General features: G+C 70.7%; 16 protein-coding genes. 10 read left to right on the forward strand and 6 right to left on the reverse strand.

All coding sequences use genetic code 11. The features are described from left to right. The 3 genes from FB391_RS12585 to FB391_RS12595 are packed head-to-tail and all read right to left on the reverse strand — an operon-like array spanning window position 1 to window position 4,270. Window positions 1–1,014, reverse strand: coding sequence for a DUF2804 domain-containing protein (locus FB391_RS12585; protein WP_141894779.1), 1,014 nt, complete (start codon window positions 1,012–1,014; stop codon window positions 1–3). After that, window positions 1,011–2,894, reverse strand: a complete 1,884-nt coding sequence (locus tag FB391_RS12590; protein WP_141894780.1) for a glycoside hydrolase family 2 protein — start codon at window positions 2,892–2,894, stop codon at window positions 1,011–1,013. The genes FB391_RS12585 and FB391_RS12590 overlap by 4 nt, the downstream gene beginning before the upstream one ends. Next, window positions 2,891–4,270, reverse strand: a complete 1,380-nt coding sequence (locus tag FB391_RS12595; RefSeq protein WP_246093500.1) for an MFS transporter — start codon at window positions 4,268–4,270, stop codon at window positions 2,891–2,893. The genes FB391_RS12590 and FB391_RS12595 overlap by 4 nt, the downstream gene beginning before the upstream one ends. A gap of 80 nt (window positions 4,271–4,350) precedes the next feature. On the opposite strand from FB391_RS12595, the gene FB391_RS12600 reads away from it, so the two are divergent. Beyond that, window positions 4,351–4,935 carry a thymidine kinase gene (locus FB391_RS12600; RefSeq protein WP_141894781.1) on the forward strand — a complete coding sequence of 195 codons (585 nt, stop codon included), beginning with the start codon at window positions 4,351–4,353 and terminating at the stop codon, window positions 4,933–4,935. Here FB391_RS12600 and FB391_RS12605 read toward each other — a convergent pair. After that, entirely contained in the window at window positions 4,922–6,508 is a 1,587-nt protein-coding gene (locus FB391_RS12605; protein ID WP_141894788.1) for an L-serine ammonia-lyase, iron-sulfur-dependent, subunit alpha, read from the reverse strand. The two genes, FB391_RS12600 and FB391_RS12605, sit on opposite strands and share 14 nt — an antisense overlap. A 114-nt stretch (window positions 6,509–6,622) precedes the next feature. Next, the gene (locus FB391_RS12610; protein ID WP_141894790.1) at window positions 6,623–6,991 is read right to left on the reverse strand and encodes a VOC family protein; all 369 of its coding nucleotides are present in this window, start codon (window positions 6,989–6,991) and stop codon (window positions 6,623–6,625) included. A 121-nt stretch (window positions 6,992–7,112) separates the two neighbouring features. Between FB391_RS12610 and FB391_RS19700 the strand changes: the two genes are divergently transcribed. The 3 genes from FB391_RS19700 (at window position 7,113) to FB391_RS12620 (ending at window position 8,839) form a co-directional block, all read left to right on the forward strand. Next, window positions 7,113–7,277, forward strand: coding sequence for a hypothetical protein (locus tag FB391_RS19700; RefSeq protein ID WP_185843053.1), 165 nt, complete (start codon window positions 7,113–7,115; stop codon window positions 7,275–7,277). 72 nt (window positions 7,278–7,349) lie between these two features. Next, entirely contained in the window at window positions 7,350–7,760 is a 411-nt protein-coding gene (locus FB391_RS12615) for a GreA/GreB family elongation factor (RefSeq protein WP_141894792.1), read from the forward strand. Window positions 7,761–7,867: 107 nt separating this feature from the next. After that, on the forward strand, window positions 7,868–8,839 hold the full coding sequence (locus FB391_RS12620; RefSeq protein WP_141892304.1) for an IS481 family transposase: 972 nt from the start codon (window positions 7,868–7,870) through the stop codon (window positions 8,837–8,839). Window positions 8,840–8,852: 13 nt separating this feature from the next. On the opposite strand, the gene FB391_RS12625 is transcribed toward FB391_RS12620, so the two are convergent. Beyond that, window positions 8,853–9,254 (reverse strand): ester cyclase, encoded by a 402-nt coding sequence (locus FB391_RS12625; RefSeq protein WP_141894795.1) that lies wholly within the window; start codon window positions 9,252–9,254, stop codon window positions 8,853–8,855. Between the two features lie 135 nt (window positions 9,255–9,389). Between FB391_RS12625 and dinB the strand changes: the two genes are divergently transcribed. The 6 genes from dinB (at window position 9,390) to FB391_RS12655 (ending at window position 14,390) form a co-directional block, all read left to right on the forward strand. After that, on the forward strand, window positions 9,390–10,586 hold the full coding sequence (gene dinB / locus FB391_RS12630) for a DNA polymerase IV (protein ID WP_141894797.1): 1,197 nt from the start codon (window positions 9,390–9,392) through the stop codon (window positions 10,584–10,586). 122 nt (window positions 10,587–10,708) lie between these two features. Further along, on the forward strand, window positions 10,709–11,092 hold the full coding sequence (locus FB391_RS12635) for a YciI family protein (RefSeq protein ID WP_141894799.1): 384 nt from the start codon (window positions 10,709–10,711) through the stop codon (window positions 11,090–11,092). Then, window positions 11,089–12,333, forward strand: coding sequence for an RNA polymerase sigma factor (locus FB391_RS12640; RefSeq protein WP_141894801.1), 1,245 nt, complete (start codon window positions 11,089–11,091; stop codon window positions 12,331–12,333). Before FB391_RS12635 ends, FB391_RS12640 begins: the two co-directional genes overlap by 4 nt. 28 nt (window positions 12,334–12,361) lie before the next feature. Further along, the gene (locus FB391_RS12645) at window positions 12,362–12,940 is read left to right on the forward strand and encodes a VanZ family protein (protein WP_141894804.1); all 579 of its coding nucleotides are present in this window, start codon (window positions 12,362–12,364) and stop codon (window positions 12,938–12,940) included. A 52-nt stretch (window positions 12,941–12,992) separates the two neighbouring features. Beyond that, on the forward strand, window positions 12,993–13,880 hold the full coding sequence (locus FB391_RS12650; protein WP_141894806.1) for a zinc-ribbon domain-containing protein: 888 nt from the start codon (window positions 12,993–12,995) through the stop codon (window positions 13,878–13,880). Between the two features lie 51 nt (window positions 13,881–13,931). Then, window positions 13,932–14,390 (forward strand): P-loop nucleotide/nucleoside kinase family protein, encoded by a 459-nt coding sequence (locus FB391_RS12655; RefSeq protein ID WP_246093517.1) that lies wholly within the window; start codon window positions 13,932–13,934, stop codon window positions 14,388–14,390. The last annotated feature ends 66 nt before the right edge of the window (window positions 14,391–14,456 follow it).

The raw sequence follows: 14,456 nt of genomic DNA on the forward strand, positions 1-14,456 counted from the left end.
TCACCAGCGGTTGTGCACCTCTTCGGCCCAGCCCAGGATGCCGTCGAACGCGATCGTCTCGCCCCCGGGGATCGCGAACGATCCCACCCAGTGGCCGAAGCACTGGTCGGTGCGTGACGAGATCACCGCGAGCTCGGTGCGGGTCGTCTTGTCGTAGAAGGGCGTGAAGGATGCCTCCAGCCCGCCGCCCGTGATCCGCCAGGGTGTGCGCCACTGGGCGATGTCGTACTCCCACGTGAGCTCGTCGTGGATCTTGTGGAGCCGCCCGTCGACGAAGAAGGCGTTCTCGGTGGAACCGGTGCCTTCCGTCCACCGCCCGCCGACCTGGATGCCGATCGTGCGGCCGTGCGAGACTCCCGAGCCGGCGCCCCAGTTCCACGAGATGTCGTACGGCCAGCGTCCGCGGCCGTGGTCGAGCACCGCCCACGACGCGCCTGCCGGGACGTCGTGCGTGACGCCGTCGACCGTGACGGTGCCCGAGGCCGGACGCGCGACGTCCTTGACGGTGTACTGGAAGCGCGTGCGACTCCACGGCACGACCACCGCGAGCCGCTCGTGCCCTTCGGGCAGCGCGGCGAACACGTCGAACGATGCGCCGGGGATGCGTGCCCGCAGCCGTGTGCCGCGCTGCCCCGTGCCCGACCCCGTCGAAGGGATCACGTCGATCTCGAGGTCCTTGGCGCGCGCATGTGCCGGGCCGCTCTCGACGCCGGCCGCCAGCTCGACGCCCCGCGTCGGGATCACGGTCGCACCCTTGGCCCAGGTGCGCTCGGTGGCGCGCTCGAAGACCCACACCTCGTGCACGGCGGCGTAGTCGATGGACGACACCGTGAGCGCGAGGATGTGCGTCGGGGTCGTGACGTTCCAGTACTCCCACCGCTTGTTGCGTCCGCGACCGCGTCCGATGCCCGACGTTTCGACGAGGGGCTGGCGCGCCCATCCGATCGCGTCCGGGTTGACCCGCCCGTTCGGGAGGGTGAGCGACACGGGCGTGGTGAGCTCGCGCTCTGTCATGCGGGGTCCTTCCGTGCATCATCTCGCCGGCGCTCGCTCAGCGATCGCTGCGACGACGCACTTGCGCTGAGCGAGGCACGAGACGAAGCGTCCCTCAAGCGGTCGTTGATCGCGCGCATGACGTCTTCAGGAACCTTCACGAACCGGCGATCGTAGGTCACGAGGCCGTTGACCTCCTCTTCGACGTCGGCGAGCTGCGTGTACACCGTGGCCGCGAGCCCCCGGGCGATCGCAGGCGCGATCTCGCGATCGTGCAGCCGTTCCAGAGCGGCCACCAGCTGGTCGCGCGAGCGGTACTTCTTGTAGCCGAACGTCGTGGGACTCCACGTGTGCTGCGGCACGGCAAGGCTGTAGCCGCCGTATTCGGTGAGTGCGAGGACCCGGGCGTCGCCGCGCGGCACCTTCACGGGACGGAAATAGATGTGCAGGCTGCGCAGATCCCCGGCACCCTGGTCATGCCAGCCGCTCGCGTGGTCCACCGGGCGCGTCGGGTCGAGGTCCCGGACGATGCCGGCGATCCGGGCGGCGTCGAACTGACCCCAGCCCTCGTTGAACGGCACCCACAGCGACAGCGACGGCACATTGCGAAGGTGCGTGATCATGTCGTGCAGCTCGCGTTCGAACGCGTCGCGGCCTGCCTCGTCGGCCCGCCCGAACCGGGCGTGCCGGCGGTCGTCGAGCGTGGGTGAGGCGATCGCGGGAGCGCTCACCACGAGCGGGTTGTACGTCGTGCCGCCGCTGACGGCGTCCTGCCACACCAGCATGCCCAGACGGTCGCAGTGGTGGTACCAGCGCAGCGGCTCGACCTTGATGTGCTTGCGCAGCATCGTGAACCCCAGTCGCTTCGCGAGCCGGATGTCGTACTCCAGCGCCGCGTCCGACGCCGCGGTGTACCCGCCGTCGGGCCAGTACCCCTGGTCGAGCAGCCCCACCGGAAGATGCGGCTCGCCGTTGAGCAGCAGCCGCGGGAAGCCCCGCTCGTCGACGCCCACCCCGAAGGACCGCATCCCCACGTACGACTCGACGCGATCGTCGCCGAGCGTCACGCGCACGTCGTACAGGAACGGATCGTCGGGGCTCCACGTGCGCACGGCCCCGTCGAGCACGACCGCCGTCGGCACACCGACGTCGAGATCAGTGGATGCCGCCACCCGCCCGTCCTCGAGCACGTCGACCCGCGCGGTCTCGCCGGCGGCCGCATGGTCGCTGTGCACGGTGACCACGACCGCTCCGCCGTCGAGGTCGGGCGTGAGCACCAGGCGGTCCACCGCGACGCGCGGCAGGATCTCGAGCCACACGGTCTGCCAGATCCCCGACTGCGGCGTGTACCAGATGCCGCCCGGGCGGCTCGTCTGCTTGCCGCGCGAGAGCCACGAGGCATCCGTCACGTCGCGCACGGCGACGATCACCTCGTGCTCACGAGCCTGACCGCCCGCGGCGAGCGCCGCCGTCACGTCGAGCGCGAACGGCAGGTACCCCCCGGTGTGGCCGCCCACCTCGACCCCGTCCACCGCGACGCGGCAGGACTGGTCGACCGCGCCGAAGTGCAGCACGACCCGCTCTCCGTCGCGCGGGGCCCGCGGCAGCGCGAACGACCGCCGGTACCACAGCGTCTGGTCGGCACGGAGGGTGCGGCCGACGCCCGACAGCGTCGTCTCGGGCGAGAACGGCACGACGATGCGACCGTCCCAGGCAGCGGGCGGCGCAGCTGGGTCGTCCACCGCGAGAGGGTCATCGGCCCCGCGTCGCAGCGGAGCGATCGCGTAGTCCCATCGGCCGTTGAGGTTCAGCCAGTCCGGGCGGACGAGCTGCGGACGCGGGTACTCGGGCAGTGGGGCGTCGGGATCGAGGGTCTCGGCCCACGGCGTCAGCAGCGTCATGCCCGGGCCTCCGTCACGGCCTGACCCGGCGCATCCGGCGGGCCGCCGGCATCCATCGTCCGCCGGTCGTGGCGACGCAGCAGCGCCACCGGGATGACGACGAGCACGGCGACGACGGCCGCGGCGGGGAAGATCCAGGGCGTCGGCACCTGCTTGACCACGCCGAGGTCGACGTAGGTCTCGGCCGCACCGACGATGACGGCGGCGCCGATGAAGGGGCCGGCGACCATCGGGATGAGCACCGCCGCGATCATGCGCAGACCCTGCACCATCCCGACGCGATCAGCGGGCGTCGCGTCGCGGACGCTCGCCGAGATCGCCGCCACCGACAGCATGAAGCCCGCCATCATCACCGTCCCGGCGACGATGACCGCGATCATGTCGCGCACGAAGAACATCGCCACGAGACCGGCGACGAGGATCGCCACCGCAGGGAGGACCGCCCGCACCTTTCCTTCCGCGTGCCGCTGGCCGACCCGGTCGATGACCCTGCCGCCCAGGACGCTCGCGATCGACGCGAGGATCAGCACACTGCCGAGGACGATCGCATATCCGTCGATGCGCAGGTACCGCTGGATGTAGATGATCAGGTACGGGATGAACACCTGCGTGCTCGTGCCGACGACGGCGTACGCGAACAGCAACAGGTACAGGCGCGGGTTCGCGCGGATCGTGCTCGGGCGCAGTCCGTACACGACGGTGGCGATGTAGGCGCCCTGCGCCGACTCGATGCGGTCGGGGTCGCGCACCGTGAACCAGGCGACGACGCCCACGGCAGCCGTGACGAGGCCGACGATGCCGAAGAACAGTGTCCACTGCCCGGCCTGCGTGAGCCCGTCCAGTGCGCCGAAGACCACCAGCATGCCGATGAGCGGCATGATCGCGAGCACGCCGTCGACGCGTCCGCGGTTGGCAGGCACCGTCGACTCGGTCACCCAGGCGTTGAACGCGGCGTCGTTGGCCCCTGACCCGAAGAACGACATGACACAGTCCAGCGCGACGATCGCCACGACCGCCGTCCCGACGGCGAGGGCGGCATCGGCTCCCGCCGCGGGGTGCACGAAGCCGAACGTCGCCGTCGTCAGGCCCCACAGCACGTACCCGACCGCGATGAACGGCTTGCGCGTGCGGGCGCGGTCCGACCAGGCGCCGACCAGCATCGTCGCGAGGGTGGCCGCGACGGCGGATGCCGCGACCATCGTCGCGATCACCGTGGGGTCGGTCGTGATCGTGTCGTAGACGAACACGTTGAGGTACATGTTCTCGACGGTCCAGGCGAGCTGGCCGACCAGGCCCAGCACCACGACGGTCACCCACGTGCGGGCTGAGAGGGTCTGGGCGCGCGACGGAGCGGGCGCAGGTGATCGTTCGGGCATCGGCATCCTTGCTGACGGTCCGGGGGCGGGTCTGTCCGGGGTACGGAGCGCTTCGATCCTAGGCCGCATAGTCTGGCGCCATGCACACGCGGGATCGGGCTCGGCTGCAGGTGGTGACCGGCCCCATGTTCGCCGGCAAGTCGGAGGAGCTGATGCGCCGCGTCCGCCGCGCACGCGTGGCCGGGCTCTCGGTCGAGATCGTCAGCCACGCGCTCGACGATCGGCGGGGGACCGGTCAGGTGAGCTCGCACTCGCGACTCAGCGTGCCGTCGCGTACGGTTCCCGACGCACGCGCGCTCGCGGCGGCGACGCTCGGTCGCGACCTCGACATCGTGGCGGTCGACGAGGCGCAGTTCTTCGGGCCCGAGTTGGTCGCCGCGGCGGAGGACCTCGTCGCCGATGGGGTCACCGTCATCGTCGCGGGGCTGTGCGTGACGTTCGACGGCCGGCCGTTCGAGCCGCTGCCTGCCCTCATGGCGACTGCCGAGGATGTGCTGAAGCTGACGGCCGTGTGCGCGGTGTGCGGTGCCGACGCCGCGTTCCACCAGCGTCTCGCGGCAGGCGACGTCGCCGACTCCCGCGTGCCGTCGCCCGAGCAGGTGGGCGGCGTCGAGTCGTATCAGGCGGGGTGCCGTCTCCACTTCACGGGCTTCAGCACTCGATGACGTTCACCGCGAGTCCGCCCTCGCTGGTCTCCTTGTACTTCGTCGACATGTCGATGCCCGTCTGACGCATCGTCTCGACGACCGCGTCGAGCGACACGTAGTGCGACCCGTCGCCTCGGAGCGCCAGCCGCGCGGCGGTGACCGCGGTCGACGCGGCGATCGCGTTGCGCTCGATGCACGGGATCTGGACGAGCCCGCCGACGGGATCGCACGTGAGCCCCAGATGGTGCTCCATCGCGATCTCGGCCGCGTTCTCGATCTGCCGGTTCGTGCCGCCCATGACGGCGGTGAGTCCGCCGGCGGCCATCGCGCACGCGGATCCCACCTCGGCCTGGCAGCCGCCTTCCGCCCCCGAGATCGAAGCATTCGCCTTGAACAGCGACCCGAGCGCCGCTGCAGTCAGTAGATACCGGCGGATGCCGCGCCGCCGGTTCGCGTCGGCCACGTGCTCGTCGTCCCACGCGGCGGCGTCGCCAGGTTCGGCGACATGCCCGTCATAGCCGAGCAGCGCACTGCCGACGAGCTCGCCGTAGGGCGTCACGGCGTTGCCGGCACCGAGGCCGGAGTCGGCGAGGAACCGCCACCAGTACATCGCGACCGCCGGGACGATGCCGGCGGCGCCGTTCGTCGGCGCGGTGACCACACGGCCGCCCGCGGCGTTCTCCTCGTTCACGGCGAGCGCGAACGCCCCCAGCCACTCCCCCGGCAGCTCACGCCGCCCGTCCGCCTCGGCGGTCTCGAGCTGGCCGCGGATGGACGACGCGCGCCGCTTCACCCCGAGCATGCCCGGCAGCACGCCGTCGGCGTGCAGGCCGGCTTCGACGCAGGCGGCCATCGCGTCCCAGATCGCGTCCAGCCCGGCCGCGACCTCCTCTTCGCCTCGCATGGCGGACTCGTTGATCCGCGCCGCCTCCGCGATCGTCAGCCCCTGCTCGTCGCACAGCTCGAGCAGCTGCTCGGCCGACGCGAAGTCGAGCGGGTAGGCGTGTGCGCGCACCTGCGGCGCCTCGCCGTCGCGGCGGATGAACCCGCCGCCCACGGAGTAGTACGTCTCGCGGGCGATCAGCCCCTCGTCCGAGGCCGGCTGCGGCTCTGCGGCGCGCGCGGCGCCCGTCGAACGGATGCCGCCGATCGCTGCCGGCATGCGTTCGGGACCGTCCTGGGGGGCTGCCCAGGCCTCCAGCGTCATCGCGTTCGGATGCGCCGGCAGGCGTGTGCGCGGCGCGAACACGACGTCCGCGCGCTCGAACGGCACCGGGTGCGTGGCCGCGAGCTCGAGGTGCCGCCCGTCGGGCCACCCCGTCCACGCCGCGCGGACGGCATCCGGATCCACGGTCTCGGGTTCCAGACCCTGGAGCCCGGCAACGACGGCATCGGGAGTGCCATGGCCGATGCCCGTGGCACCCAGGGAGCCGTAGAGCGTGCAGGTGACGCGGCCGATCCGTGGCAGCGCACCGGACTCGCGCAGGCGGACGCCGAAATCGTGGGCGGCCCGCATGGGGCCGACCGTATGGGAGCTCGAGGGTCCTACACCGATGGAGAACAGCTCGAACGCCGAGACGTAGGCGCTCATCCCGACAAGGCTACGCCGCCCGGGCACACACTCTGCCCGCTGTTATGCATTCGAAAGGGGCAGGATGCCGCGATCCGGCGCGATCGGCCGCGCACAGTGCCTGCGCCGCCGGGATCACGCGCGGGGCGCGAAGGCGATGAGCCCGACGGTGTTGCCCTCGGGGTCCTTCACGAACGCCTGCCACTCGTCGTGGCCGGCCGGACCGAGTGCGTCGTCCTCGTGGGTGAAGATCACGTGCGGCTCCGAGACGACCACGGTGCCCGTGCCCAGCCGGGCGATGGCCGCGGCGACGTCGTCGACGCGCAGGTACAGCAGGGCGGACGGTGCGTTGCGGTCCAGAAGCAGCCGCACGCCGTCGAGATCGAAGAACAGCAGTCCGGGAGGATCGAACCTCGCCACCGGCGGACTGCCGAGCAGGCGCTGGTAGAACTCCGCCGCGCGGTCGAGGTCGTCGGCGTGCTGGGCGACCTGCGTGAGTCTCATGGCGCCATTCTGGTGCGCGAGCGCCGGTCACGCACCAACCCCCGACTTCCGCCGCCTTGCTCGCGGGCTGCCGGTGCGGTAGGCAGAGAGGGCAACGGCTAACGAGTCAGGGGGCTGCCACATGCTGTTCGTGCTCTACCTCATCCTGCTGATCGGCGGAATGGTGCTGCTGGGGATCTCTTTCGCCTCACCGCTGCCCGCGCTGCTGTTCGTCGTCGGGCTGCTGTGCATCGTGCTGGCCGTCGCCCTGCCCATCTCTGCCGGGGCGTTCGAGCAGCGCAAATAGCGGATCACACCGTCCGCGCGGCAAACCGGCTAGGCTCGGGAACTTCATCTGTCCCGGCCGAGGAGGTCCGCCGTGTCTGTTGTGGAAGAGCCGATCTGGCTCACGCAGGACGCCCTGCGTCATCTGGAGCAAGAACTCGACACGATCGTGCGCGAGGGCGCTGACGACGACCAGTCCCAGGCGCGCGCGGTCGAGCTTCGGGGCATCATCCGTCGCGCTCAGGTCGGCGCACGGCCCGATGACGGCGTCGTCGAGCCCGGCATGCAGGTCACCGTGGAGTTCGCGGCCGACGGCTCTCACGAGACGTTCCTGCTCGGCTCGCGCGCGCTCATCGGCGCCGACGGCGACCTCGCCGTGTTCTCGCCCGAGTCACCCCTCGGCCAGGCGATCGCCGGCCTGCTGCCGGGCGACCGCTTCGAGTACCGCACACCGACCGGCGCCACGGTCGCCGGCGCCGTCGTGTCGGCAGTCCCGCACGCCTGAGCGGCGGCGCTAGATGTACCCGGCTGGGACGTTGGTGACGTTCTTGTGGGGTGAGGAGACCTCCTGGCTTAGTGGAGCTGTCTAGTTCTTCACTGCCAGGAGGTCTCGTGTCTCACGCTAATGCCCGGCTCAATGTCCGGGGCAGAGTTCTGCTCGTCGAGCGGGTGCTGATGCAGCATCGCCCAGTCGCTCACGTCGCCAAAGAGCTCGGAGTGTCGCGTCAATGCGCGCACCGCTGGGTCAACCGGTTCCGGGCTGAGGGTGTCGCCGGTCTCAGCGACCGCTCCTCGCGTCCGCATTCCATGCCGCGACGAACACCACTGGAGGTAGAACTGCGGGTGGTCGCGGTGCGCCGTCAGCTGCGGCAAGGCCCCGACCGCCTCGCCATGGTGACCGGTGTCCCCGCACGCACTGTCACCGCGATCTTGCGCCGACATCACGTGCCACGTCTGGTCGAGTGCGACCCGCTGACCGGGGCCGTCATCCGGGCGTCGAAGACCACCGCCGTCCGCTACGAACGCGCCCGAGCGGGCGAGCTGGTCCACATGGACGTGAAGAAGCTGGGCCGCATCCCCGACGGCGGCGGTTGGCGGGCGCACGGCAGATCAGCCGGCGACACCGCCGCGCACAAGAAAGCGCGGATCGGGTTCGACTACGTCCACTCGCTCGTCGACGATCACTCCCGACTGGCGTACTCCGAGATCCACCCGGACGAGAAGGGCGCCACCTGCGCCGCGTTCCTCGCACGGGCCGCCGCCTACTTCCGCGACCACGGCATCGCTCGCATCGAGCGGGTGATGACCGACAACCACTTCAGCTACCGGCTCTCCACCGACGTCCGCGATGTGCTCACCTCGCTGGGCGCCAAACATGTCCTCATCCGCCCGCACTGTCCGTGGCAGAACGGCAAGGTCGAACGACTCAACCGCACCCTGCAGACCGAATGGGCCTACCGGCAGGTCTTCACCTCGAACGACCAACGCGCGGCCGCCCTTGCGCCCTGGATCGAGCAGTACAACACTCAGCGATACCACTCAGCCATCGGCGGCACCCCACTCAGCAGGGTGTCACCAACCTGACTGCCGGGTACAGCTAGACGCCGGCGACCCCCAGCTGACTCATCAGCTCGAAGCCGGTGTCGGCGCCCGCGAACTCGGTGAACCGTCCCTTCGCGACGCGGTACATCGAGAATTCGGCGATGTTGACGTGCCGCCGCGTCGGCGCGACGCCGCGATACTCGCCGAGATGCGTGCCGCTGCCGCGGACGTGCGCGGCGATGCGGTCATCCTCGACCACCAGCTGGATGCGTCGCCAGCGCCAGTCGGGGAAGCCGCGGAAGAGGTCGGCGAGGTCGTCGACCCAGGCGTCGACGCCCCCCGGGAGGTGCGAGCGGCGCACCGTCGAAGCGACGAACGACCGGATGTCGGCAAGATCGTGGCGGTTGCACGCATCGAGGTAGTCGGCGTACCACGCATGCATCTCCCAGGGCTCCACCTCCTCATTATCCGGGCCGCCCCGCCACCACCGGCGCGATCGCATCTTTCAGCGATGTCACTACGCTGCGATCTAGTCCACTGTCGTATCTTCGTGCGATGCTTCGCGAGGGACGGATGACCGGCGGGAGGCGGGATGCGGGACCAGGCGACCGTGCTGCACGCGGACCTCGACGCGTTCTACGCCTCTGTCGAGCAGCGGGACGCGCCCGCCCTGCGCGGCCGGCCCGTGATCGTCGGCGGCGGCGTGGTGCTCGCGGCCAGCTACGAGGCGAAGGCGCGCGGCGTCCGCACCGCGATGGGTGGCCGGCAGGCGCGCGAGCTGTGTCCCGATGCCATCGTCGTGCCGCCGCGCATGGACGCATACTCCGCGGCGAGCAAGGCGGTCTTCGCGATCTTCCGAGACACGACGCCGCTGGTCGAAGGACTGTCGATCGACGAGGCCTTCCTCGAAGTGGGCGGCCTTCGGCGCATCGCGGGGACGCCTGAGCAGATCGCGGTGAGCCTGCGCCGGCGGGTGCGCGCCGAGGTGGGACTCGCCATCTCGGTCGGAGTGGCGCGCACCAAGTTCCTCGCCAAAGTCGCGAGCGCGGTGAGCAAGCCGGACGGCCTCTTGGTGGTCGAGCCCGACCGCGAGCAGGAGTTCCTGCTGCCGCTGCCGGTCGAACGGCTGTGGGGTGTCGGCGCCGTGACCGCCGAGAAGCTCCACCGGCTCGGCATCCGCACCGTCGGACAGCTCGCCGAACTCGAAGAGGCGACTGCCGAGCGTCTGCTCGGCAGGGCCGCCGGCGCACACCTGCACGCGCTCGCCCGGTTGCGTGACCCCCGGCCGGTCGACACCACGCGCCGCCGCGGATCGATCGGGTCGCAGCGCGCGCTCGGCACCCGGCCCCGGTCCGCGGCGGAACTGGAGGTGATCCTCACCCAGATCGTCGACCGGCTCGCCCGACGCCTGCGCGACGGCGACCGGGTGTGCCGGACCGTGGTGCTGCGTCTGCGCTTCGGCGACTACGCGAAGGTCACCCGTTCGCGCTCATTCCGTTCGCCGACCGACCGGACGGCGCTCATCCTGACCGTCGCGCAGGCGCTTCTCGCCGCCGCGCAGCCCGAGATCGAGACGCGCGGCATCACCTTGATCGGCCTCTCACTGACGCAGCTCGGACGCATCGACGCCGTGCCGCCCGAGCTCCCCATCGACTGGGACGACGGCGTCCGGCTCGACACGGTGCTCGACGCCGTCCGCGACCGCTTCGGGTCGGCGTCCCTCGCGCGTGCGGCCCAGCTCGGGCGCGACCCAGGCTGGTCCACGCCGCTGCTCCCCGAACACGAATGACACGAACCCGCGGCGATACTGTCGTATCAGCGCACCGCTGTTCGTAGATCAGGTGTGAGGAGCCTCCGGGTTCACCGCCACAGCGGAGCCACACGGCTCCCGTCCTACGAGAGGAGACGACAGTGCCCAAGTATCTGATCGCGTTCAACGACGAGTGGGTCCCCGAGCAGACGACGGACGACCTGCACCGCAAGAGCGAGGCTTCGAACGCCGTGCTCGACGAGATGAAGGCCGCCGGCGTCTTCCTCTTCGCCGAAGGGGGCATCGACGCGTCGACCGCTGTGTTCAGCGTCGTGTCCCAGAACGGTGAGCCCGTCTTCACGGATGGGCCGTACGTCGAGACCAAGGAGCACCTGGGCGGGTTCACCGCCATCGAGGTCCCGGACGACGAGTCCGCCCGCTACTGGGCCGGGCGCCTGGCGGTCTGCCTCGACTGGCCGCAGGAGGTGCACCGGTTCCCGACGGACCTCGCCGAGATCATCGAACGGCAGACGCCCGGGTCGTGACCGAAGCCCCCGTCGAGCAGGCCGTCGCCCGCGCCCACCGGGAAGAGTGGGCGCGGGTGGTGGCAGGCCTGGCGCGCCGCTTCGGCGACCTCGGCCTCGCGGAGGATGCTGCGGCCGACGCCTTCGTCGCCGCGCTGGAGCGGTGGCCGCGCGACGGTGTGCCGCCCCATCCCGGCGCATGGCTCACCACGACCGCGACCCGCAAGGCGATCGACCGACTGCGTCGCGAATCGCACCGCGACGCCAAACACCGGGCGGCCAGGATGCTGTCGGACGATGTCCCTCCCGAACCGACCGGACCTGTCGAGGACGACCGGCTTCGCCTCATCTTCATCTGCTGCCATCCGGTGCTGTCGATGCCCGCGCGCGTGGCTCTCACCCTGCGGCTCCTCGGCGGCCTCACCGTCGCCGAGATCGCTCACGCCTTCCTGGTGCCCGAGACCACGATGGCGCGGCGGATCACGCGGGCGAAGGCGAAGATCGCGGCCGCCGGCATCCCCTACCGGCTGCCGTCGTCCGCCGATGTCGGCGACAGGCTCGCCGGGGTGCTCGCGGTCGTCTTCCTCATCTTCAACGAGGGCTACCTGGCCACTGCCGGCGACGACCCGGTGCGCGCCGACCTCTGCGACGAGGCGATCCGCCTCGGCCGTCTGCTCCGGATGCTGCTGCCCGCCGAGGGCGAGGTCACCGGCCTGCTCGCGCTCATGCTCCTGCTGGATGCGCGACGCGGTGCGCGGGTCTCGCGCAGCGGCGAGCTGGTGACGCTGGAGGAACAGGACCGCAGCGCCTGGAACCGCGCGCTGATCGCCGAAGGGCACGCCCTCGTGCGTGAACGCATCGCCGCGGTCGCCGCCTGCGAGGGGCGGCCGGGGCGCTACCAGCTCTTGGCCGCCATCAATGCGGTGCACACCGATGCCCCCTCCGCCCGCGACACCGACTGGGCCCAGGTGGTCACTCTGTACGACCGGCTCGTCACCGTCGATCCCTCACCGATCGTGCGGTTGAACCGTGCGATCGCGGTCGCCGAGGTGGATGGTCCCGACGTCGCGCTCGCAGAGGTCGACCGGCTCAGCGATGCACTCGACGGGTATCACGCCTACCACGCCGCGCGTGCCGACCTGCTCCGACGCGTCGGCGGCCGAAGCGCCGACGCGCGCGCCGCGTACGACAGGGCCGTGGCGCTGGCCGGCAACCCCGCCGAGCGGGCGTACCTCGCGCGTCGCCGCGACCAGCTCGTCTGATTCGGAGGTTGTCGGGGGAAGATGCCTTGTGACCTCCTCCCCCCGGCAGCCGACGGCCCTCCGGCGCAGCATCCTGATCCTCGCGTTCGCGGTCTATCTCGCGCTGCTCGCGTGGGTGGTGCTGTGGAAGCTCGAAGTGCCGTGGATCGGCGACGCCGCCCGGCTGGTCAGGCCGATCAAGCTCGTGCCGTTCGTGCCCAGCGGGGACGCCGGCGCGAGCACGCCGATCGAGATGCTGATCAACCTCGTCCTGTTCCTGCCGTTCGGGCTGTTCCTCGGCGCGCTGGCGCCGTCCTGGACGTGGGTGAAGGCCGGCGCCGCCGCCCTGGGGGCGAGCCTCGTCCTCGAGACCGTGCAGCACCTCATCTCGACGGGCAGCTTCGACACCACCGATCTCATCGTCAACACCGACGGCGCCCTTATCGGCTGGGGCGTCTTCGCCCTCGTGCGCCGCGCCGCGGGCGAGCGCACGTCGGTCGTGATGTCGCGCGTGTGCATCGCTGTCTCAGCGCTCGCGCTCGTGGCGGCGACGGCGTTCGTCGTGTCGCCGCTTCACTACGGCCCGCAGCGCGACATCGTCGTCGAACGGTCGACCTCGCTGCCGTAGCGCAGTGAGGAGCGATGGGCGCCATGTCAGAGGCCATGGCTAGCGTGCTCTCATGGCGGAGCGCGTCGGGCTGTGGTGGGCGCGGCGCCAGTTCTCCAAAGGCGCCGAGGTGCCCTACCCGGTCGGGAGCTACCGCGAGGCGTGGGCACCCTTCCCCGCGCTCATCCGCCAGTATCACCCCGAGCTCAATGCCGGCATCGCACTGAGCCAGATCCCGCCGGCCGCCGACGTCCTGCTCCTGTGGCAGTGCGAGGCCGGGCACAAGTTCGCCGCCACTCCGGACGAGCAGCGTCGTCGGCCGGGCCGCGAACGTCGGCGCTCCGCGTGGTGCCCGGAGTGCTCCGACCTCGCGCGGCCCGCACGTGCGCTGCCGATGCGCGACGTCGTGACCCTGCCGGGCGCCCCCGTGCCCGCCGCGGTCGCCAACCCCGTCGGGCGCGCCGTGCTCCGGCCTCGCCGACCGCCGCGCAAAGTGCAGCTGTGTCCGAAGACGCCTGATCTGCCGATCGGGGACGCGTTTGTCTCCGCATGCGCTCCGAAGCCGGCGTCCGCGGTCGAGGCCGAGCTGCGCGCCGACGTGTTCGCGCGTCTCTCGGTGACGCCCGGGCTCAACGCGGTCCGTGTGGCACGGCCGTTCTTCGACCACCTCGAAGTGTGGCCCGACATCCTGCTCCCCGAGCTGCGCGTGGCGATCGAGTACGACAGCACCGGCCGTCACGGGCTGGAGCACGTCGGCAAGAAGGAGGACTCCGACCGCCGCAAGGACCGCACGCTGCGCGCCGCGAAGTGGGAGGTGGTCCGGATCCGCACGGGCAGACTCGAACAGCTCGGCCCGTATGACCTGCAGGCGAGCGCATGGAGCCCGAAGGTGCTTGATCGCCTCCTGGACACGCTGCGAGTGATCCGGGGGCCGCTCCTCGTCGACCCTTACCTCGCCTGATCCGTGCCCAGTCATCTGGCTAGAGTCGGGATGATGAGCAGGGTCGTCATGATGTGCGGGCCGGCGGGTTCCGGAAAGTCGACCGTCGCCAGAAAGCTCGAAGCGACAGGCATGACACGACTCTCGTTCGATCGGGAGGCCTGGCGACGAGGTATCCACGTGATGCCTCTTCCTGCTGAGGTTCACGAAGCGATCGAGCGAGAACTCCGCGCGCGACTCGTCGAACTGGTCACGGCCGGTGCCGACGTCGTCCTCGACTTCTCGTTCTGGTCAAGACGATCCCGTCTCGCGTATCGTGCCCTGCTCGGACCGCTCGGGGTGGTGCCCGAGACGATCTACCTGGCGACTCCACGAGCGGTCGCGCTTGAACGGCTGCAGAAGCGCAGCCACGAGCACGCGGACGACTACGCTCTCGCTGCGGATCTCGCGGCCGAGTACTTCGACCACTTCGAGCCCCCGACCGCTGACGAGGGCCCGTTGACCGTGCTTCGGGCAACCGAGCGGCAGTAGACCAGTGCGAATGCCGTCGTCGGCGCGCTCGACGCGCACCACACATCCGATGGTCGCGCGACAGTG

The organism is Microbacterium kyungheense, assembly GCF_006783905.1.
Taxonomy (GTDB): Bacteria; Actinomycetota; Actinomycetes; order Actinomycetales; family Microbacteriaceae; genus Microbacterium; species Microbacterium kyungheense.